An 18,554-nucleotide genomic window follows, 5' to 3' on the forward strand; every position below is an offset into this window, starting at 1 on the left:
AGGCTAGATGCTGTTCCCGATCCTCAGCCTCCTGGTAGGCACGAGTGTTCACCGCACCGTTGCGCGCACCAAGCGCAACGGTATTTTCATTGCCATCGCCGCGATTTTCGTGCTGACCGCCTATGCGCTGGCCGTCACAGCCGGCGCCATCTGGCTCGCCGGCATTTACGGCGCCGTCGGAGCAGCACTCTTTCTGGCGGCCTGCGCGCTTCTGATCGCCATCATCGTGATGATCGTCATGATGGTGATGAACGCCCAGGAAGCCCGGCGCGCAAAAGAACGCAAGCAGGCGTTCGAGACGGCCGCCGCGGCCAGTCTCGGCATCATCCGCTCGCAGCCGCTTCTGACCGCCGGCGTGATCGCCGCCATGGTCGCCGCCAATCTCTTCACCTCGAAGGATCGCGACTGACATCGCTGCCGCCTTCGCTGAACGCATAAAAAAACCGGCGCCCGCAAGGGTCAGCCGGTTTTTCCTTGTCCGTTCAATGCAGTCTCAGAAGGCGAAGGCCTTGGAGGTCAGCGGCGACGAGGTCGCATCCGGTCCGAAATCGGCCTCGCCGGTGATCTGCAGCATTTCCTGCAGGCGCTGGCGGGCGCGATTGACGCGGCTCTTGATCGTTCCGACCGCGCAGCCGCAGATTTCGGCAGCTTCCTCGTAGGAGAAGCCCGATGCGCCGACCAGAATGATCGCTTCGCGCTGGTCGCTCGGCAGCTGCTCGAGCGCCTTCTTGAAATCCTGAAGATCGAGCGCGCCATATTGCGACGGGTGCGTTGCCATGGATTCCGTGAACAGGCCGTCGCTGTCCTGTATCTCGCGGCCCGCCTTGCGCATCTGGCTGTAGAGCTCGTTGCGCAGGATGGTGAAGAGCCAGGCCTTCATGTTGGTGCCCATCTCGAAGTGGTCCTGCTTGGCCCATGCCTTCATGATGGTGTCTTGCACGAGGTCATCGGCGCGGTCATGACGACCGATCAGCGAGATGGCGAATGCGCGCAGGCTTGGGAGAGCCGAAAGGAGCTCGCGTTTGAAGCTTGGTTGCTGCTTGTCCATAGATCAACCTTCACTTCGCTGCTTTGGCCGAGGCCATTTCGGCCTGGTCGAGCTTTTCGAGGAGATCGAGGAAACGATCGGGGATCGCTTCTTCCTGAACGGCAGCGTAAAGCGATCTCAAACGCACCCCGATCTGGCTGTTGGGATCCATGATATCGCTTGCACGTAACTCAGCGCGTTGGCCGTCTATGTCTTCGTTGTTCCGGCTTGTCATTAACTTTTCACTTCTTGTCCGTTGTCTCTAAGCCTCGCGTACCGCTGCGGGAAAACCTTCATTCCGGTCCCCCGCCGCCTCGGTCGAATTCTCGCCGGACAACCCTCTCGGAATGCATGTCGTGTCGCAGGTCAGTTTACGATGAGCCCCTTCTCGTGGGCAGTAGAATGCGCGGTGGTAAAAAAAGTTCCTGATCATCTGGAACTTTTTTCCGGTAGTGTGCGTTCTCGATGCACTGGAGCTGTTTTTCGGCCCTGCTTATGGGAGCTTTCTATGACACTTTCTACTCGAATTGCGCCGCACCTTCCTTATCTGCGCCGCTATTCACGGGCGTTGACCGGCACACAGACATCAGGCGACGCGTATGTCGCCGCAGTGCTTGAGGCAATCATTGCCGACATATCCATTTTCCCTGACACATCGAACGACCGCGTTGCACTCTACAAACTGTTCACGACGCTGTTTGGTTCCTCGACAGTGCAGATTCCAGAGCCCTCCTCCCCCTACGCCTGGGAGCAGCGCGCCACCATCAACCTCGGCAAGGTCTCGCCGCGCGCCCGTCAGGCCTTCATCCTGGCCTCGGTCGAAAATTTCCGCGTCGGCGAAATCGCTGAAATCCTCGACAGCGAGGAGAGCGAAGTGGCGACCCTGCTCGACAGCGCATCGCGCGAGATTTCCCGCCAGGTCGCGACCGATATCATGATCATCGAGGACGAACCGCTGATCGCCATGGATATCGAGCAGATGGTCGAGAGCCTGGGCCACCGCGTCACCGGCATCGCCCGCACCCACACGGAAGCCGTGGCGCTCTACAACAAGACCAAGCCGAGCATGGTTCTCGCCGACATCCAGCTTGCCGATGGCAGCTCGGGTATCGACGCGGTCAACGACATCCTCAAGACCTCGAGCGTGCCGGTGATCTTCATCACCGCCTTCCCCGAGCGCCTTCTGACTGGTGAGCGTCCCGAGCCGACCTTCCTCGTCACCAAGCCATTCAATCCTGACATGGTCAAAGCTCTGATCAGCCAGGCGCTTTTCTTCAACGAAAGCACGAAGGCAGCCGCCTGACGCTATATTTCAGCCATTGCGGAACAATGCAAAAGGGGGAGCGTTCCAGTCCATCTGCAGCGCTCCCCGGATATTAAGATTTTATCTAGCGCTTGCCTCTAAAAAGAAGCGGTGGGCGGACTTTCGGGTCTGCTGGCGGCATAAACGGATTGAAGGAAAGGCGGCTGGGTGAAGAGGACTGGACCATTGGCCGGCACGCCCTTCGCATTGGAAGGCAAGGAGCTCTTGATGGAGCGGGCGCTCGCGAGCGCCGGCATTGCCGTTGTCTATCAGGATCCCGACCTCGGCATCGTCTACGCCGAGAACCTCCCCGCGCATCTTGAACACGCCGTTCTCCCCGGCGGCAGCGACGCCGACATGTTCGGCGAGGTCCACGCGCGCAATCTCGAAACACTGAAGCGCAAGGTGCTGGAAACCGGCACGCCGGCCAGCACAGAAGCCGACATCGCCATCGACGGCGAGATGCGCACCTACGAAATCAATGTGCAGCGGGTCACGCTTGGCCACGAAATCGGCCTGCTGTCGATCATAACCGAGATCACCGAGACCAGACACCGCGAGAAGGTGCTGAAGTCGCTTCTGCGCGAACTCTCGCACCGCTCGAAGAACCTGCTTGCCATCATCCAGGGCATCGCCACGCAGACCGCCCGAAACACGCTGTCACTCGACAGCTTCCTGGTAAAATTCCGCGGCCGGCTTCAGTCGCTGTCGAACTCCCAGGATCTCATCACCGACAGTAGCTGGCGCGGCGCCTTCCTCTTCGAACTCACCCGCAAGCAGTTCGCCCCCTATTGGCCGGAGAGCGCCGGCCCCCTGCCCGTCACCGGGCTCAATGTTCACCTGACGCCAAACGCGGCGGTTCATGTCGGCCTTGCGTTGCACGAGTTGATCGTCAATTCGGCGACCTTCGGCGCCATTGCCGGCGGTGCACCCGCGATCGCGCTCGACTGTCAGGAAACAACTCACGGCGACCGCAAGGCGATCAGCTTCACCTGGACCGAAACGCTACCCAACGACGAAGTCCACGAATTCAGCGACAACAGCTTCGGCCGCATCGTGCTCGAACGTGTCGTGCCCTCGTCGGTCAACGGCAAGGCGGATTTGCGCCTGACGCCGGGACGTATCGAGTATCACCTGCTGATCCCAGACACGGAATTCGAAATCCTCAAGCGCGCGCCGCAGCAGGTCGGCGGCGTCTGACGTTCACCACCTGACATTCCATCTATTTTTATTGAATATCGCGCACAAGAAAACAGCCAGTGCGAGGGCGGCGCACCGGCTGTTTTCACTCACCGGGAGGGGACCGTGAGTGTGATCCGAAGGTGGTTTGGGGGCGCGCATTTTTGGGTCGATGCGATCACCATTCGGATATCGCCATAACGGGCTGTGCGAGGAATGGTTCCCGCTCTTCACGAAAAATCTCTGATTTTTTCAATTATTCTTCCGCTGTGAAGGGAAGCGCCGCCGCAAGCGCCCATCGAGCGACTTGACAGCAATCAACTCAAAATCGAAAAACCGTTCTAAAACAGCAGGATACTCCGACAATCAAGCCTGCCCTATGCTAAAATTTTACCGTTTGATAAATTTTTTATCCTGAGTTAGGCTTCGTTCCACTGGCCGTTTACCTATAATGAGGGAACTTCAATGGAACGTCTGGACACTGGGATTCATGCTGGCCGGCTTTCGCCCGCCGAGTATGACAAGAATTTCTCCGATCTTCACCCGCGCCTCGACAAGCACGAGGCTCTGGTCGCCTCCGACCGCTGTTATTTCTGCTACGACGCGCCCTGTATGACGGCCTGTCCCACCGCCATCGATATCCCGCTCTTCATCCGGCAGATATCGACTGGCAATCCCCTCGGCTCCGCCAAGACCATCTTCGACCAGAACATCCTGGGCGGCATGTGCGCCCGCGTCTGTCCCACCGAAGAGCTCTGCGAGCAGGCCTGCGTGCGCAACACGGCCGAGGAACGCCCCGTCGAGATCGGCCGCCTGCAGCGCTACGCCACCGATGCGGCCATGCAATCAGGCAAGCAGTATTACACCCGCGCTGCCTCGTCAGGAAAGAAGATCGCCGTCGTCGGCGCCGGCCCGGCCGGCCTTGCCGCCGCGCACCGCCTAGCGGTCAAGGGCCATGAGGTCGTGATCTATGACGCCAAGCCGAAATCCGGCGGCCTCAACGAATACGGCATCGCAACCTACAAATCCGTCGACGGCTTCGCGCAGAAGGAAGTCGACTACGTGCTGTCGATCGGCGGCATCGAGGTCAGGCACGGCCAACTGCTCGGCCGCGACTTCCAGCTGGCCGACCTGCAACAGCAATATGACGCCGTCTTCCTCGGCATCGGCCTATCGGGGGTCAACGCGCTCCGCGTCGAGGGCGAAAACCTCGCGGGCGTCGACGACGCGGTCGATTTCATCGCGGCGCTGCGTCAGACCGACAACAAGGCCGACATCGCCATCGGTCGCCGCGTCATCGTGCTCGGCGGCGGCATGACCGCCATCGATGCGGCCGTGCAGGCAAAGCTCTTGGGCGCCGAGGAAGTGACCATCTGCTACCGCCGTGGCAAGGAGCATATGAACGCCTCGGAGTTCGAGCAGGATCTGGCGACGTCCAAGGGCGTCATCATCCGCCACTGGCTGGCGCCGAAGGCGATCCTTGCGCAGGACGGCAAGGTCGCGGCCCTTGAGGTCGAATACACCACGCTGTCGGAAGGACGCCTTGCGACGACCGGCGAAACCGGCGTGATCGCCGCCGACCAGATCTTCAAGGCGATCGGCCAAGCTCTCGTCTCGTCGAGCCTTGGGAGCCTGCGTCTGGAATCCGGCCGCATCGTCGTCGATGCCGAAGGCCGCACCTCGCTTGACGGCGTCTGGGCCGGCGGCGACTGCGTCTTCGGGGGCAACGACCTCACCGTCTCGGCCGTCGCCAATGGCCGCGACGCCGCCGAATCCATTCACCGCATGCTGGCCGCTGATGCGCAGCCGGCCGTTGCCGTCGCCTGAAGGGGAGAGTGAACCATGGCTGATCTCCGCAACAATTTCGTCGGCATCAAATCGCCGAACCCCTTCTGGCTCGCCTCGGCGCCGCCGACAGACAAGGCCTACAACGTCGAGCGCGCCTTCAAGGCGGGCTGGGGTGGCGTGGTCTGGAAGACGCTGGGCGAGGAAGGCCCGCCCGTCGTCAACGTCAACGGCCCGCGCTACGGCGCGATCTGGGGCGCCGACCGCCGCCTGCTCGGCTTGAACAACATCGAGCTCATCACCGACCGCGACCTCTACACCAACCTGCGCGAAATGAAGCAGGTGAAGATGAACTGGCCGGACCGGGCGCTGATCGCGTCGATCATGGTTCCCTGCGAGGAAGAGAGCTGGAAGGCGATCCTGCCGCTGGTGGAAGAGACCGGCGCCGACGGCATCGAGCTCAACTTCGGCTGTCCGCACGGCATGTCCGAGCGCGGCATGGGTGCCGCAGTCGGCCAGGTGCCTGAATATATCGAGATGGTGGTGCGCTGGTGCAAGCAGTACACCCGCATGCCCATCATCACCAAGCTCACGCCCAATATCACCGACATCAGGAAGCCGGCCCGCGCGGCGAAAGCCGGCGGCACTGACGCGGTGTCGCTGATCAACACGATCAACTCGATCACCTCGGTCAATCTCGACACCTTCTCGCCGGAACCCTCGATCGACGGACGCGGCAGCCATGGCGGCTATTGCGGCCCGGCGGTCAAGCCGATCGCGCTCAACATGGTGGCAGAGATCGCCCGCGATCCGGAAACCCAGGGCTTGCCCATCTCGGGCATCGGCGGCGTCACCACCTGGCGCGATGCCGCCGAGTTCCTGGCGCTCGGCGCCGGCAACGTGCAGGTCTGCACGGCGGCGATGACCTACGGCTTCAAGATCGTCCAGGAGATGATCTCCGGCCTCTCCGATTGGATGGACGCCAAGGGCCACCGCAACCTCGACGACATTACCGGCCGCGCAGTACCCAATGTATCCGACTGGCAGTATCTCAACCTCAACTACATCGCCAAGGCCAAGATCGACCAGGACGCCTGCATCAAATGCGGCCGCTGCCACATCGCCTGCGAAGACACCTCGCACCAGGCGATCACGCAATTCGTCAATGGCGTCAGGCACTTCGAAGTCATGGAAGACGAATGCGTCGGCTGCAACCTTTGCGTCAACGTCTGTCCCGTTGAAAACTGCATCACCATGGAGCAGCTACCCGTGGGCAGCCTCGACGAACGCACCGGCAAGACCGTCGACCCCAACTACGCCAACTGGACGACGCATCCGAACAACCCGATGGCCAGGCAGGCCGCGGAGTAAGCAAGTCCAGTCATCAGAATGCAAAGCCGCAAACTGTAAAGCGACACTTTACAGTTTGCGGCTTTGTGATTATATGTCCTCATGAGGATACGGAATATTCTCCATAAAGGCCTTCGACGGTTCGTCGTCGATGACGACGCGTCCGGCCTCCAACCGGCTGTCGTGGCCAAGCTGCGCCGCATGATTTCTTATCTGCAAGATATGCAGACGGAACACGAGCTAAGGGCTATTCCAAGCTGGAAAGCGCACCAACTCACAGGCGACCGGAAAGGCACCTGGAGCCTGTTTGTCACCAAGAACTGGCGGCTTACATTTCGTATCGACAACTCGGAGATCGAGATTATCGATCTGAACTACGAAGACTATCACTAGGAATGACCCCATGACGGACGCACTTGGTATTCGCGTAAAAAGCCCCGCACATCCCGGCGACTTTCTGAAGCACGAGGTCTTGGAAGAGCTTGCGCTTTCGGTCACCGATGCCGCGCGCGTCCTCGGCGTGACCCGGCCTGCCCTTTCCGCCCTGCTCAACGAGAGGGCATCGCTATCGCCGGAAATGGCGCTGCGGTTCGAGAAGGCGTTCGGGCTTTCCATGGATACGCTGATGCGCATGCAGAACAGCTTCGACATCGCCCAGGCCCGCAAGCGCGAGAACGACATCAACGTTAAGCCCTATCGCCCCGGCTCGCATCCGTAACCCCACCCGAAAACACCTTCCGATAAGCCCCCGGGCTGGTCCCCAGCCGTCGGCGAAAATGGTGCCGCATCGTTGCCGGCGTGCCGAAGCCGCAGGCGGTGGCGATGTCGTCGAGCGATGCCTCGCCCTTTCGCTCCAACAGTTCGCGCGCATGCCGCAGCCGCTCGATGAGCAACCATTCGCCGACGCTCGACCCCGTCGTGGCCTCGAAACGGCGCTGGAAGGTGCGCTGGCTCATCCCCGCCTTCGCCGCAAGCAGGCTGATCGGCTGCTCCTCATCGAGCCGCGACCGCATCCACTCGATAAGCGGCCCGAGCCGCACGCCTTCGCGCGGCTGCGGCACCGGAGCGCGGATGAACTGCGCCTGCCCGCCCTCGCGATGCGGCGGCACGACGAGGCGCCGTGCGACCGAATTGGCCGCCTCCGCGCCGAAATCGCCGCGCACCACATGCAGGCAGAGATCGATGCCGGCCGCACTGCCCGCAGCCGTCAGCATCCGCCCCTCGTCCATGTAGAGCACATCGGCATCGAGCCCGATCTCGGGATAGCGCTCGGCGACGGAAGCGACATAGCGCCAGTGCGTCGTCGCCCGCTTGCCTGCAAGCAACCCCGAGGCGGCCAGAACCGCTACACCCGAGCATAGCGACATGATCCTCGCCCCTCGCCCATGCGCCGCTTGCAACGCCTCTATTAGCCCGTCGGGCACCGGCGCATCGATCGCCCGCCAGCCTGGAACGACGATCAAATCGGCATCATCGAGATCGTCGAGACCACCATCGACGGTGACGCTCAGCCCACCGGCCGCGCGAAGCGGCCCGGCTTCGACGCCGCAGGCGCGAAAACGATACCAGTTCGTGCCCATCTCCGGCCTCGGCAGGCCGAAGACCTCGTAGGCGATGCCGAATTCGAAGGTGCACAGGCCGTCATAGACGAGCACGGCAACCTTGGGTCCTGACAGTGCGGCAGCATTTGGCATGATCTTTACGACAGTCGTCATTATGGCCAGTTTCGCCAACACCTATCATCGCTCATTGTGTCCGGCAACAGCAACGACAGGAGACCCCGATGACCGACATGATCCCCGAACAGCAGCCCGCAGCCCACCCCGCGCCACCAAGCTACGTCGCAGAAACCCCAGCCGCGGCACCGGAGGCGATCGCCGCCTATTACGCCCGCAAGCTCGCCTTCGAAACCGATTGCTGGGACGTTCACGCCTCGCTTGCATCAGGGCGCATCGACTTCGTTCTCCTCGACGTGCGCTCTCCCGCCATGTTCGCGCGGTTGCATGTGCCCAGCGCCCAGAACCTGCCGCACGGCAAGATGACCGCGCACCGCATGTCTCAGTGGCCATCGGACACGCTCTTCGTGGTCTACTGCGCCGGCCCACATTGCAACGGCACCGACAAGGCCGCCCTACGCCTCGCCAAACTCGGCTACCGGGTCAAGGTGATGATCGGCGGCATGACCGGCTGGGCGGACGAAGGCTTCGATTTCGAAACCGGATCGTCCAACGCTACAGCATAACGGCGGGCATATGCGCCGAACGGGGAGATTGAGTTTTCCGCGCCGGCGCGCATAGTCATCGCAGGCTCAAGAGGTGGCCCGCATGACCCGTCATATCGTTGCCATCGGCCCGCTGCCGCCGCCGCTACACGGCTTCTCCTTCGCCACCGCGGCGATGGTGGAACTCCTCTTGGAAGACCACACGGTCGTCACCAGCAACCTCTCGCCACCGGAAGGCGGTTCACGCCTCTGGCGGCACCCGGCGAAGGCGGCGCGCGTCTTCGCCGCGCTCGCCAGCCTTGCACGCGAGCGCGGCCATGCCGACAAGGCCTGCTACCTCGCCTGCGACGGCGGCTTCGGCCAGCTCTACACGCTGCTCCTGGTGGCCTTCGCCCGGCTCTTCGCCTACCCGACCTACCTGCATCACCACAGCTTTCGCTACATCGACCAGCCGAGCCTCACCATGCGCGCCATCCTCGCGCTCGCCGCTCCCGACCTCACCCATGTCTTTCTCTGCGGCATGATGCGCGACCGCTTCACCGACACCTATGACCGGCGCCTGCACACCGCCATCATCTCCAACGCCGCCTTCGTGCCCCCGCAGAGCGAGGACACGGCGGTCCCCGCCCGCCCACTGACGATCGGCATGCTCAGCAACCTCAGCCGCGCCAAAGGCTTGGAGACCTTTCTCGATCTGCTGCGACAGGCGATCCTCCAGGGCTTGCCGATCCGCGCCGTCCTCGCCGGCCCGGCGACCGATGGCGCCGACCGCGCCATGATCGACGCGGCGCTGAATGAATTCGCGGGCGCGCTCGATTATCGCGGCCGCGTGCTTGGCGACGACAAGACAAAGTTCTACCGCGATATCGACGTCTTCGTCTTCCCGACAACCTACGCCAACGAGGCCCAGCCCTTGGTCGTCTTCGAAGCCAAGGCAGCCGGAAACGATGTCATTGCCTACGATCGCGGCTGCATCCGCAAGCAGCTCGATGAGACCGACCTCCTCATCCCCACCGACGCAGAGTTCACGGACATAGCCATCGCCTGGCTCTCGGAAATTCCCGCGGATGACAGGCGAGACCAGCGAAGACATGAGGTCCGGCAGGTCTACGAGATCAGGCAGAAAACCGCGCGCAAACAGGCGAAGTCCTTGATGCTGTGAAATTTCCTGCCCCGCGGGTGGAAATCCGGATGGCTTGACGCATATTTTCAATCCTGCTCATTAGAGATTTATCTCGCGTCCCGAACCGAAAACTGGAAATCCCACAGCATGCCCCCTTGCAGCGCGCTTCGCGCCCACACCAGCGATTGCCACGCAGCGGCAGACGTTTTTCCAGTTCGCCCGATGGCAGACGCTGCCCCGCATGATCGGGAGCATGGTCCATCGTGAGCGAGAATTTCGGCAAGGTCGACCTCACCAATTGCGACCGCGAACCCATCCATCGCCTCGGCGCCATCCAGCCTTTCGGTTTCCTGCTGGTCGTGTCCTCGGATTGGATGGTGGCGCGCGCCTCCGCCAACCTCGAACAGTTCGTCGGCATCGCCTGCGATGAGATTATCGGCCAGCCTGTGTCGCGCGTCATCAGCGGCAAGACCATGCACACGCTGCGCAACCGGCTGAGCATCATGCGCGGGCCAGATGTGGTGGAGCGCCTCTTCGGCATCGAGCTTTCCGAAGGCGGCCCGCTTTTCGATATCGCCATCCACATGAGCGACGAGCAGGTGGTGATCGAGGCCGAGCCCTCGCAGGAGGGCGCGCAAGGCGGCTCGCCGGTGTCGATCCGCAGCATGATGGGCCGTCTCGACCAGGCCGAAACGCTGGAAGCCTTTTTCCGCGAAGGCGCCCGCCAGGCCCGCGCGCTCACCGGCTTCGACCGCGTCATGGTCTACCGCTTCGACGAAAGCGGCGCCGGCGAGGTGGTGGCGGAAGCCGCGCGTGCCGGCATCGGCTCGTTCCTCGGCCTGCATTACCCGGCCTCAGACATTCCCGTGCAGGCGCGTGCGCTCTACACCCGCAATCTCTTCCGCATCATCGCCGACATCGACGCCGTCAATGTGCCGCTTGTGCCTGAGATCGATGCGCATGGGCGCTCGCTCGATCTCTCCATGTCGATCCTGCGCTCGGTGTCGCCTATCCACATCGAGTATCTGAAGAACATGGGCGTCGGCGCCTCGCTGTCTATCTCGATCGTCGTCGATGGCAAGCTCTGGGGCCTGTTTGCCTGCCACCACTATTCCGCCCGACTGCCCTCCTTCGAGCGCCGCACGACGTCGGAACTGTTCGGCCAGATGTTCGCGTCACGGCTGGAGAGCCGCGAGCGGCGGCTTGCGCTCGAATTCGAAACCAAGGCCCGCCAGATCGCCGACCGGCTGCTGACCTCGGTCGCCGACAATGCCAGCCTGCTCGACGATCCCTCCTGGCTGATCGATGCGCTGGCCGACGCGATCCCCGCCGATGGCATCGGCGTCTGGATCAACGGCCGCTCGGCGCTGAACGGCATCACGCCGTCGCAGGCTGAATTCGGCGAGCTCGTCCGTGTCCTCAACCGCAACTCGGCCGGCCGCGTGTTTTCGACCGACAGCATCGCCGAGACCTGGCCGGGGACAATGTCCGGCGACATCGTGGCCGGGCTGATCGCCATTCCGATCTCCCGCTCGCCGCGCGACTACGTGGTTTTGTTCCGCCAGGAGATCGTCCGCTCCGTGCGCTGGGCGGGCGATCCGCACAAGCCCGTGGAATACGGCCCGAACGGCCCGCGCCTGACGCCGCGCAAGAGCTTCGAGACCTGGTCCGAGCTGGTGCGCCAGCATTCGCAGCCCTTCTCCGCCGCCGAACGCCGCGTCGCCGAGACCATTCGCGTCACGCTGATCGAGGTCGTGCTGCGGCTGACCGATGAAGCCAACGCCGTGCGCCAGCAGGCCAACGAACGGCAGGAACTGCTGATCGCCGAGCTGAACCACCGTGTGCGCAACATATTGAGCCTAATCAGCGGCCTGATCCGGCAGTCGCGCGGCACGACTGACAGCACTGACGAGTTCATCGGCCATCTCGAAGGCCGCGTGCAGGCCCTGTCGCGCGCCCACGACCAGATTACCCGAGACCACTGGGCGCCGGCGCCGCTGCGCGCCCTGTTGCAGGCCGAAGCCGCCGCCTATCTCGGCCCGAATGCCGCGCGCATCATCATGAACGGGCCGGAAGTGCTGCTCGCGCCGCAAGCCTTTTCGATCTCGGCGCTGGTGTTCCACGAACTGGTCACCAACAGCGCCAAATACGGCAGCCTCTGCGACAGCGGCACCGTCGGGGTCGATTGGCACAAGGACGACGCCGGCAATCTGGTCATTCACTGGCGCGAAAGCGACGGCCCGCCCGTCAAGCAGCCGACCCGCCAGGGCTTCGGCACGACGATCATCCGCCGCTCGATCCCCTATGAGCTCGGCGGCCAGGCGGATGTGCGCTATGAGCCGGAAGGCCTCGAAGCGCATTTCCTGATCCCCGAGAAATTCGCGACCTTCGCCGATGGCGCGGTGTCCCTGTTGCCGGAGCAATCGCTGCAATCGGCCAAGGCCATTCTGGAGACGATCAAGGATCGGCCGCTGGACGGGCTCGACATCCTGCTCGTCGAAGACAATCTCATCATCGCCATGGATGGCGAGGACATCTTCCTGCAACTCGGCGCCCATAGCGTATCGCTTGCGCCGAATGTCTCGAACGCCTTGGCGGTCATAGACAGCCGTAAATTCGACCTGGCCGTTCTGGATGTCCATCTCGGCGAGGAAACGAGCATCACCGTGGCCGAGAGGCTGGCGGCGAAGGGCGTGCCCCTGATCCTGGCGACGGGTTACGGCGAAGGAGTGTCGCAGGCCTATGGCGCCCTCGGCGCAAACCTGCTGCAGAAGCCCTACACGATCGAGAGTGTCGCAAGCGCCCTGTCGCGCATCGCGCCGATCGTCAAATCATGACGCCGGCTGGTTCGGCCGCACGCTGAGACCATCCACGAAGAGTTGTTCGAGAAAACGCGCCGCGTCCTCGAACCGCCCCTCGCCCGATTGCCCCTGCCCGAGCACGGCGCGTACCTGCACGTCGAAGTCAGCGTAATGTTGCGTCGTTGACCAGATCGAGAAGATCAGGTGGTAGGGATCACACTTGACGATCTTGCCGGCCTTGGCCCAGGCACGGATGACCGCGGCCTTCTCGTCGACCAGTTCCTTCAGCGGCCCCTTCAGCTCGTCTTCGATATGCGGCGCGCCCTGCAGCACCTCATTGGCGAACAGCCGGCTCTCGCGAGGAAAATCCCGCGCCATTTCAAGCTTGCGGCGGATATAGCCGCGAATCTCGCTCTCGGGATTGCCTTGCGCATTGAAAGCGCGCAGCGGCTCAAGCCAGGTGAACAGCACGCGGTCGATCAGTGCCCGGTGCATCGCTTCCTTGGTGCGGAAATAATAGAGCAAATTGGGCTTCGACATGCCCGCCACTTCAGCAATCTGGTCAATCGTCGATCCCCGAAAACCGCTCACCGAAAACACATCGAGCGCCGCTTCCAGGATCTGTTCTTCTTTCTCCTCCTGGATGCGGGTGCGCCGCTGTGTTTTCGCAGCTCTCGGTATCGCCATGTCGCTAATTTTTCTCTTTCAAATTCAACTATTTCAGTCAACTTTAAACAGCGGCGATCCGCTGCCGAAAAACCGGGCATATGCCCTGAATTTTGTCTGTATTTTTCCTGATTTTCGCCTTGAGCCCGACGCCGGAAGTTGTAATGTTTACCAGTCGGTCAAATTATCCGTCAGAAGCAAATCAAAGGCAACTGACGATTTTCAGACGCTAACAAAACAACAACGGCGCTGAAACTGACCACGGGAACAAGCGGACATGCCTCACGCATGCGCCGCATAAAAACTGGTGAGGAATACGGATATGGTGGCAGCACCAGGCGAGAACATGCGCGTCAACGGGGACCGTCTCTGGGACAGTCTCATGGACATGGCGAAGATCGGCCCGGGGATCGCGGGCGGCAACAACCGCCAGACGCTGACCGACGCCGATGCCGAGGGCCGCAGCCTCTTCAAGACATGGTGCGATGCAGCTGGCATGACCATGGGCGTCGACAAGATGGGCACGATGTTTGCGACCCGCCCCGGCACCGATCCCGATGCGCTCCCCGTGTATGTCGGCTCGCACCTCGATACGCAGCCGACCGGCGGCAAGTATGACGGCGTGCTCGGTGTGTTGGCCGCCCTCGAAGTCGTGCGCACGATGAACGATATGGGCATCAAGACCAAGCATCCCATCGTCGTCACCAACTGGGCCAACGAGGAAGGCGCGCGCTTTGCCCCCGCCATGCTCGCCTCCGGCGTCTTCGCCGGGGTCCACGACATCGACTACGCCTATTCCCGCAAGGATCCTGAGGGCAAGACCTATGGCGACGAGCTGAAGCGCATTGGCTGGCTGGGCGAGGAAGAGGTCGGTGCCCGCAAGATGCACGCCTACTTCGAATATCACATCGAGCAGGGTCCGATCCTCGAAGCCGAAAACAAGCAGATCGGCGTCGTCACCCACTGCCAGGGCCTCTGGTGGCTGGAATTCACACTGACCGGCCGCGAAGCCCACACCGGCTCCACGCCGATGAACCTGCGCGTCAACGCCGGGCTCGCGATGTCCCGCATCATGGAAATGGTGCAGGCCGTGGCGATGGGCGAACAGCCGGGCGCCGTCGGCGGCGTCGGCCAGGTCTTCTTCTCGCCGAATTCGCGTAACGTGCTTCCAGGCAAGGTGGTCTTCACCGTCGATATCCGCACTCCCGATCAGACAAAGCTCGACCGGATGCGCGCCACGATCGAGGCTGAGGCCGCCAAGATCTGCGAAGCGCTCGGCGTCGGCTGCTCGGTCGAGGCCGTCGGCCACTTCGACCCCGTCACCTTCGACCCGAAGCTGGTGGACGCCGTCCGCAACGCCGCCGATCGCCTCGGCTACAGCCACATGAACATCATCTCCGGCGCCGGCCACGACGCCTGCTGGGCCGCCAAGGTGGCGCCCGCAACCATGGTCATGTGCCCCTGCGTCGGCGGCCTCAGCCACAACGAGGCCGAGGAGATCTCAAAGGAGTGGGCCTCGGCCGGCGCGGACGTTTTGTTCCACGCGGTGGTGGAGACCGCGGAGATTGTCGGATGACCATGCAGCCGCTATATTCGATACCGGCTGAACTCGCGGAGACCATTGCATGTCTTCCTCTACAGAAAACCTCGTCCTTGAACATCTGCGCGCGATCCGCGCCACGCAGGATCGTCACTCGGACGACCTCATCGAAATCAAGGAGCGGCTTGGTTTTCTCGAACAGCAATATGCGAGCATCTCACGGCGCGTCGATCGCATCGATGAACGCCTTGAGCGCGTCGAGCGCAGGCTCGACCTCGTGGAGACCTGAGCCAGCCTTCAACGAGCATTTTCCGGAAGGCGTATTTCATATTCATTAGACTGCTGGACACGGCGCGACGGCACCGTGAACGGTGCCCCGTCTGATAAAAACAGGGAACCCGACCAATGAGCACAGTCATCAAGAACGGCACCATCGTCACCGCCGATCTGACCTACAAGGCGGATGTGAAGGTCGATGGCGGCAAGATCGTCGAGATCGGGCCCAACCTCTCCGGAACCGAAACGCTTGACGCCACCGGCTGCTACATCATGCCCGGCGGCATCGACCCTCACACCCATCTCGAAATGCCCTTCATGGGCACCTATTCCTCCGACGACTTCGACAGCGGCACGCGCGCGGCCCTTGCCGGCGGCACGACGATGGTCGTCGATTTCGCGCTGCCCGCGCCCGGCCAGTCGCTGCTCGAAGCGCTCACCATGTGGGACAACAAGTCCACCCGCGCCAATTGCGACTACTCCTTCCACATGGCGATCACCTGGTGGAGCGAGCAGGTCTTCAACGAGATGAAGACGATCGTTCAGGACAAGGGCATCAATACCTTCAAGCACTTCATGGCCTACAAGGGCTCGCTGATGGTGAACGACGACGAGATGTTCGCTTCCTTCCAGCGCTGCGCCGAGCTTGGCGCGCTGCCGCTGGTCCACGCCGAAAATGGCGACGTCGTCGCCTCCATGTCGGCGAAGCTGCTCGCCGAAGGCAATAACGGCCCCGAGGCCCACGCCTATTCCCGCCCGGCCGAAGTCGAGGGCGAGGCCACCAACCGCGCCATCATGATCGCCGACATGGCCGGCTGCCCCGTCTATATCGTCCACACTTCCTGCGAACAGGCCCACGAAGCCATCCGCCGCGCCCGCCAGAAGGGCATCCGCGCCTATGGCGAGCCGCTGATCCAGCATCTGACGCTCGACGAGACCGAATATTTCGACAAGGACTGGGACCACGCCGCCCGCCGCGTCATGTCGCCCCCCTTCCGCAACAAGCAGCACCAGGACAGTCTCTGGGCTGGCCTCGCCTCCGGCTCGCTGCAGGTCGTCGCCACCGATCACTGCGCTTTCACTACGGATCAGAAGCGCTACGGCGTCGGTGATTTCACCAAGATCCCGAACGGTACCGGCGGCCTGCAGGACCGCATGCCGATGCTCTGGACCTACGGCGTCAACACCGGCCGCCTGACGATGAACGAGTTCGTCGCCGTCACTTCGACGAACATCGCCAAGATCCTCAACATCTACCCCCGCAAGGGCGCCATCCTCGTCGGCGCCGATGCCGACCTCGTGGTCTGGGACCCGAAGCGCTCAAAGACGATTTCGGCCAAGACCCAGCAATCGGCGATCGACTACAACGTCTTCGAGGGCAAGCAGGTGACCGGCCTGCCGCGCTACACGCTGAGCCGCGGCGTTGTCGTCGTCGAGGAAGAGACGATGAAGACCCGCGAGGGCCATGGCGAGTTCGTCAAGCGCGAACCGGTCACCGCCGTCTCGAAGGCGCTCTCGACCTGGAAGGAAATCACCGCGCCGCGCAAGGTCGAGCGCGCAGGCATTCCGGCAAGCGGGGTGTGATCGATGATGCGCGGCAGGCTGGTTCTTACTCTCGTTTCGCTTGCCGCGCTGACCTCCGCGGCAAGCGCCGACACCTTGCCGATCAAGGGGAGCTACGGCAACAAGGATGGATGCGCCTATGCCAAGTCGGGTGAATCCACCGGATCGGAAAATTTCTTCCTGCTGACATCGGAAGCCATCACCACGGCGGCCTCCGCCTGCACCATCGAGAAGGTGCTGAAGACCGAGGGCAAGAACTTCACCGCCAAGGTCTCCTGCGAGGCCGAAGGCGAAGAAGCGGCAAGCGAGGACACGGCAAAGATCACCTATGGCCCGAAAGGCTATACGATCGGCTTCACCTCGGATGCCGGCATAAAGTGGGGGCCGCTGCCACTATGCAAGTGAAATCACACCGGCACGTTCCCATCCAGATCCGGCAAGAGCACGACGCTCTCCTGCTCGTTGGGATCGGTGCGCGCGATGATCGCCGTGCAGGGCGTGCTGCTGAGATTGGCCGGCAGGTGCGGCACGCCGGCGGGGATATAGAACAGCTCGCCGGCATGCACGACGACGTGGTGCTCGAGATCGTCGCCGTACCAGGTGTGCGCCTCGCCGGACAGCATGTAGATCGCCGTCTCGTGCGCCTCGTGCAGATGCGCCTTGGCGCGCACGCCGGGCGGAATGGTCAGAAGATGCATGCAGATACCCTTGGCGCCGACCGTCTCGGCGGCAATGCCCTGGAAATAGCTCAGCCCCTGCTTTCCGTCGTAGGAATGGTCGGGGCGCACGATATGGCAGGTCGGTTTTGATGTCGCATCCATCGTCGTCCTCCTCAAAGCTTGCCGGCGCGGCCAAAACCGCCGCCCATAATATCACGCAAACCGCCGCCGCGCGGGGAAAACAGGATCGATCCGCATTGACGCAAGCTGCCTCCGTCGTATCCGCCAAGGATCTGTGTCTCACCTACCAGGCCAATGACGCGCCGGTGCATGCGCTGAGCAACGTCAACCTCGATGTCCGCAAGGGCGACTTCGTCTCCTTCATCGGCCCATCCGGCTGCGGCAAGACCACCTTCCTGCGCGTCATCGCCGATCTCGAGAAGAAGACCTCGGGCGATATCACAGTCAACGGCATGACGCCGGAAGAAGCCCGCAAGGCGCGCGCCTACGGCTATGTCTTCCAGGCGCCGGCGCTCTATCCCTGGCGCACCATCGACAAGAATATCGCGCTGCCGCTGGAGATCATGAACTACCCGGCCGACGAAAGGCAGAAGCGCATCGCCGAGGCGCTCGATCTCGTCGGCCTGACAGGCTTCGAGAAGAAGTTTCCCTGGCAACTCTCCGGCGGCATGCAGCAACGCGCCTCGATCGCCCGCGCGCTGGCCTTCGACGCCGACCTGCTTCTGATGGACGAGCCCTTCGGTGCGCTGGACGAGATCGTCCGCGACCACCTCAACGAGGAACTGTTGAAGCTCTGGGCGCGCACCAACAAGACCATCTGCTTCGTTACCCACTCGATCCCCGAGGCGGTCTATCTGTCCACCAAGATCGTCGTCATGTCCCCCCGCCCCGGCCGCGTCACCGACATCATCGACTCGCCGCTACCCCGCGAACGCCCGCTCGACATCCGCGAGACCCCGGAGTTCCTCGAGATTGCCCACCGCGTGCGGGACGGGCTGAGAGCGGGGCATAGTTATGAGCACTAGAGGCTTGCAGTCCGT

The 18,554-nt window shown here is 62.5% G+C and carries 20 protein-coding genes; 15 read left to right on the top strand and 5 right to left on the bottom strand.

Features of this window, described 5'->3' with window-relative positions:
- Positions 1-7 precede the first annotated feature (7 nt).
- Positions 8-409, top strand: a complete 402-nt coding sequence (locus tag J5286_RS16505; protein WP_018897186.1) for a hypothetical protein — start codon at positions 8-10, stop codon at positions 407-409.
- 84 nt (positions 410-493) lie between these two features.
- On the opposite strand, the gene J5286_RS16510 is transcribed toward J5286_RS16505, so the two are convergent.
- Positions 494-1,048, bottom strand: a complete 555-nt coding sequence (locus J5286_RS16510; protein WP_018897185.1) for an RNA polymerase sigma factor — start codon at positions 1,046-1,048, stop codon at positions 494-496.
- 10 nt (positions 1,049-1,058) lie between these two features.
- Positions 1,059-1,262, bottom strand: coding sequence for a NepR family anti-sigma factor (locus J5286_RS16515; protein ID WP_018897184.1), 204 nt, complete (start codon positions 1,260-1,262; stop codon positions 1,059-1,061).
- A gap of 273 nt (positions 1,263-1,535) precedes the next feature.
- Between J5286_RS16515 and J5286_RS16520 the strand changes: the two genes are divergently transcribed.
- The 6 genes from J5286_RS16520 (at position 1,536) to J5286_RS16545 (ending at position 7,362) form a co-directional block, all read left to right on the top strand.
- On the top strand, positions 1,536-2,330 hold the full coding sequence (locus tag J5286_RS16520; RefSeq protein WP_047514451.1) for a response regulator: 795 nt from the start codon (positions 1,536-1,538) through the stop codon (positions 2,328-2,330).
- Between the two features lie 186 nt (positions 2,331-2,516).
- Positions 2,517-3,530, top strand: coding sequence for a PAS domain-containing HWE histidine kinase family protein (locus J5286_RS16525; protein WP_209191450.1), 1,014 nt, complete (start codon positions 2,517-2,519; stop codon positions 3,528-3,530).
- Positions 3,531-3,974: 444 nt separating this feature from the next.
- A complete protein-coding gene (locus J5286_RS16530; RefSeq protein WP_209191333.1) occupies positions 3,975-5,336 on the top strand; it encodes an NAD(P)-dependent oxidoreductase in 1,362 nt (453 codons plus the stop codon).
- A 15-nt stretch (positions 5,337-5,351) separates the two neighbouring features.
- Positions 5,352-6,665, top strand: a complete 1,314-nt coding sequence (gene preA / locus J5286_RS16535; RefSeq protein ID WP_209191334.1) for an NAD-dependent dihydropyrimidine dehydrogenase subunit PreA — start codon at positions 5,352-5,354, stop codon at positions 6,663-6,665.
- Positions 6,666-6,746: 81 nt separating this feature from the next.
- Positions 6,747-7,037 (top strand): type II toxin-antitoxin system RelE/ParE family toxin, encoded by a 291-nt coding sequence (locus J5286_RS16540; protein ID WP_209191335.1) that lies wholly within the window; start codon positions 6,747-6,749, stop codon positions 7,035-7,037.
- A 10-nt stretch (positions 7,038-7,047) separates the two neighbouring features.
- The gene (locus J5286_RS16545; protein ID WP_112945384.1) at positions 7,048-7,362 is read left to right on the top strand and encodes a HigA family addiction module antitoxin; all 315 of its coding nucleotides are present in this window, start codon (positions 7,048-7,050) and stop codon (positions 7,360-7,362) included.
- On the opposite strand, the gene ftrA is transcribed toward J5286_RS16545, so the two are convergent.
- Positions 7,331-8,359, bottom strand: coding sequence for a transcriptional regulator FtrA (gene ftrA, locus J5286_RS16550; protein WP_209191336.1), 1,029 nt, complete (start codon positions 8,357-8,359; stop codon positions 7,331-7,333). The two genes, J5286_RS16545 and ftrA, sit on opposite strands and share 32 nt — an antisense overlap.
- Before the next feature lie 77 nt (positions 8,360-8,436).
- Between ftrA and J5286_RS16555 the strand changes: the two genes are divergently transcribed.
- The 3 genes from J5286_RS16555 (at position 8,437) to J5286_RS16565 (ending at position 12,825) form a co-directional block, all read left to right on the top strand.
- Positions 8,437-8,886, top strand: a complete 450-nt coding sequence (locus tag J5286_RS16555) for a rhodanese-like domain-containing protein (RefSeq protein WP_209191451.1) — start codon at positions 8,437-8,439, stop codon at positions 8,884-8,886.
- A gap of 82 nt (positions 8,887-8,968) precedes the next feature.
- Positions 8,969-10,027 carry a glycosyltransferase family 4 protein gene (locus tag J5286_RS16560; RefSeq protein WP_209191337.1) on the top strand — a complete coding sequence of 353 codons (1,059 nt, stop codon included), beginning with the start codon at positions 8,969-8,971 and terminating at the stop codon, positions 10,025-10,027.
- Between the two features lie 224 nt (positions 10,028-10,251).
- Complete coding sequence (locus tag J5286_RS16565; RefSeq protein ID WP_209191338.1) at positions 10,252-12,825, top strand: HWE histidine kinase domain-containing protein; 2,574 nt, start codon at positions 10,252-10,254, stop codon at positions 12,823-12,825.
- Here the strand turns inward: J5286_RS16565 and J5286_RS16570 are convergent.
- Positions 12,820-13,476, bottom strand: coding sequence for a TetR family transcriptional regulator C-terminal domain-containing protein (locus J5286_RS16570; RefSeq protein WP_209191339.1), 657 nt, complete (start codon positions 13,474-13,476; stop codon positions 12,820-12,822). The two genes, J5286_RS16565 and J5286_RS16570, sit on opposite strands and share 6 nt — an antisense overlap.
- A 301-nt stretch (positions 13,477-13,777) precedes the next feature.
- Between J5286_RS16570 and J5286_RS16575 the strand changes: the two genes are divergently transcribed.
- From J5286_RS16575 to J5286_RS16590, 4 genes are all read left to right on the top strand, one after another.
- Complete coding sequence (locus J5286_RS16575) at positions 13,778-15,031, top strand: Zn-dependent hydrolase (RefSeq protein ID WP_209191340.1); 1,254 nt, start codon at positions 13,778-13,780, stop codon at positions 15,029-15,031.
- Positions 15,032-15,080: 49 nt separating this feature from the next.
- On the top strand, positions 15,081-15,284 hold the full coding sequence (locus J5286_RS16580) for a hypothetical protein (RefSeq protein WP_018897120.1): 204 nt from the start codon (positions 15,081-15,083) through the stop codon (positions 15,282-15,284).
- Positions 15,285-15,400: 116 nt separating this feature from the next.
- Positions 15,401-16,855 (top strand): dihydropyrimidinase, encoded by a 1,455-nt coding sequence (hydA, locus tag J5286_RS16585; RefSeq protein WP_209191341.1) that lies wholly within the window; start codon positions 15,401-15,403, stop codon positions 16,853-16,855.
- A 3-nt stretch (positions 16,856-16,858) separates the two neighbouring features.
- The gene (locus tag J5286_RS16590) at positions 16,859-17,239 is read left to right on the top strand and encodes a hypothetical protein (protein ID WP_209191342.1); all 381 of its coding nucleotides are present in this window, start codon (positions 16,859-16,861) and stop codon (positions 17,237-17,239) included.
- Between the two features lie 2 nt (positions 17,240-17,241).
- On the opposite strand, the gene J5286_RS16595 is transcribed toward J5286_RS16590, so the two are convergent.
- Positions 17,242-17,655, bottom strand: coding sequence for a cupin domain-containing protein (locus tag J5286_RS16595; RefSeq protein WP_209191343.1), 414 nt, complete (start codon positions 17,653-17,655; stop codon positions 17,242-17,244).
- A 95-nt stretch (positions 17,656-17,750) separates the two neighbouring features.
- Here J5286_RS16595 and J5286_RS16600 point away from each other — a divergent pair, with 95 nt between their 5' ends.
- On the top strand, positions 17,751-18,539 hold the full coding sequence (locus J5286_RS16600; RefSeq protein WP_026282748.1) for an ABC transporter ATP-binding protein: 789 nt from the start codon (positions 17,751-17,753) through the stop codon (positions 18,537-18,539).
- The last annotated feature ends 15 nt before the right edge of the window (positions 18,540-18,554 follow it).

Source organism: Rhizobium sp. 16-488-2b (assembly GCF_017741815.1).
Taxonomy (GTDB): Bacteria; Pseudomonadota; Alphaproteobacteria; order Rhizobiales; family Rhizobiaceae; genus Rhizobium.

Bases quoted from the DNA above. Each gene is read 5' to 3' on its own strand.
- J5286_RS16560 (WP_209191337.1), top strand. From the start codon at position 8,969: ATGACCCGTCATATCGTTGCCATCGGCCCGCTGCCGCCGCCGCTACAC.
- J5286_RS16590 (WP_209191342.1), top strand. From the start codon at position 16,859: ATGATGCGCGGCAGGCTGGTTCTTACTCTCGTTTCGCTTGCCGCGCTG.
- J5286_RS16595 (WP_209191343.1), bottom strand. From the start codon at position 17,655: ATGGATGCGACATCAAAACCGACCTGCCATATCGTGCGCCCCGACCAT.
- J5286_RS16555 (WP_209191451.1), top strand. From the start codon at position 8,437: ATGATCCCCGAACAGCAGCCCGCAGCCCACCCCGCGCCACCAAGCTAC.
- J5286_RS16580 (WP_018897120.1), top strand. From the start codon at position 15,081: ATGTCTTCCTCTACAGAAAACCTCGTCCTTGAACATCTGCGCGCGATC.
- J5286_RS16570 (WP_209191339.1), bottom strand. From the start codon at position 13,476: ATGGCGATACCGAGAGCTGCGAAAACACAGCGGCGCACCCGCATCCAG.
- J5286_RS16515 (WP_018897184.1), bottom strand. From the start codon at position 1,262: ATGACAAGCCGGAACAACGAAGACATAGACGGCCAACGCGCTGAGTTA.
- J5286_RS16505 (WP_018897186.1), top strand. From the start codon at position 8: ATGCTGTTCCCGATCCTCAGCCTCCTGGTAGGCACGAGTGTTCACCGC.
- preA (WP_209191334.1), top strand. From the start codon at position 5,352: ATGGCTGATCTCCGCAACAATTTCGTCGGCATCAAATCGCCGAACCCC.
- ftrA (WP_209191336.1), bottom strand. From the start codon at position 8,359: ATGACGACTGTCGTAAAGATCATGCCAAATGCTGCCGCACTGTCAGGA.
- J5286_RS16510 (WP_018897185.1), bottom strand. From the start codon at position 1,048: ATGGACAAGCAGCAACCAAGCTTCAAACGCGAGCTCCTTTCGGCTCTC.
- J5286_RS16575 (WP_209191340.1), top strand. From the start codon at position 13,778: ATGGTGGCAGCACCAGGCGAGAACATGCGCGTCAACGGGGACCGTCTC.
- J5286_RS16520 (WP_047514451.1), top strand. From the start codon at position 1,536: ATGACACTTTCTACTCGAATTGCGCCGCACCTTCCTTATCTGCGCCGC.
- J5286_RS16530 (WP_209191333.1), top strand. From the start codon at position 3,975: ATGGAACGTCTGGACACTGGGATTCATGCTGGCCGGCTTTCGCCCGCC.
- J5286_RS16540 (WP_209191335.1), top strand. From the start codon at position 6,747: ATGAGGATACGGAATATTCTCCATAAAGGCCTTCGACGGTTCGTCGTC.
- J5286_RS16545 (WP_112945384.1), top strand. From the start codon at position 7,048: ATGACGGACGCACTTGGTATTCGCGTAAAAAGCCCCGCACATCCCGGC.
- hydA (WP_209191341.1), top strand. From the start codon at position 15,401: ATGAGCACAGTCATCAAGAACGGCACCATCGTCACCGCCGATCTGACC.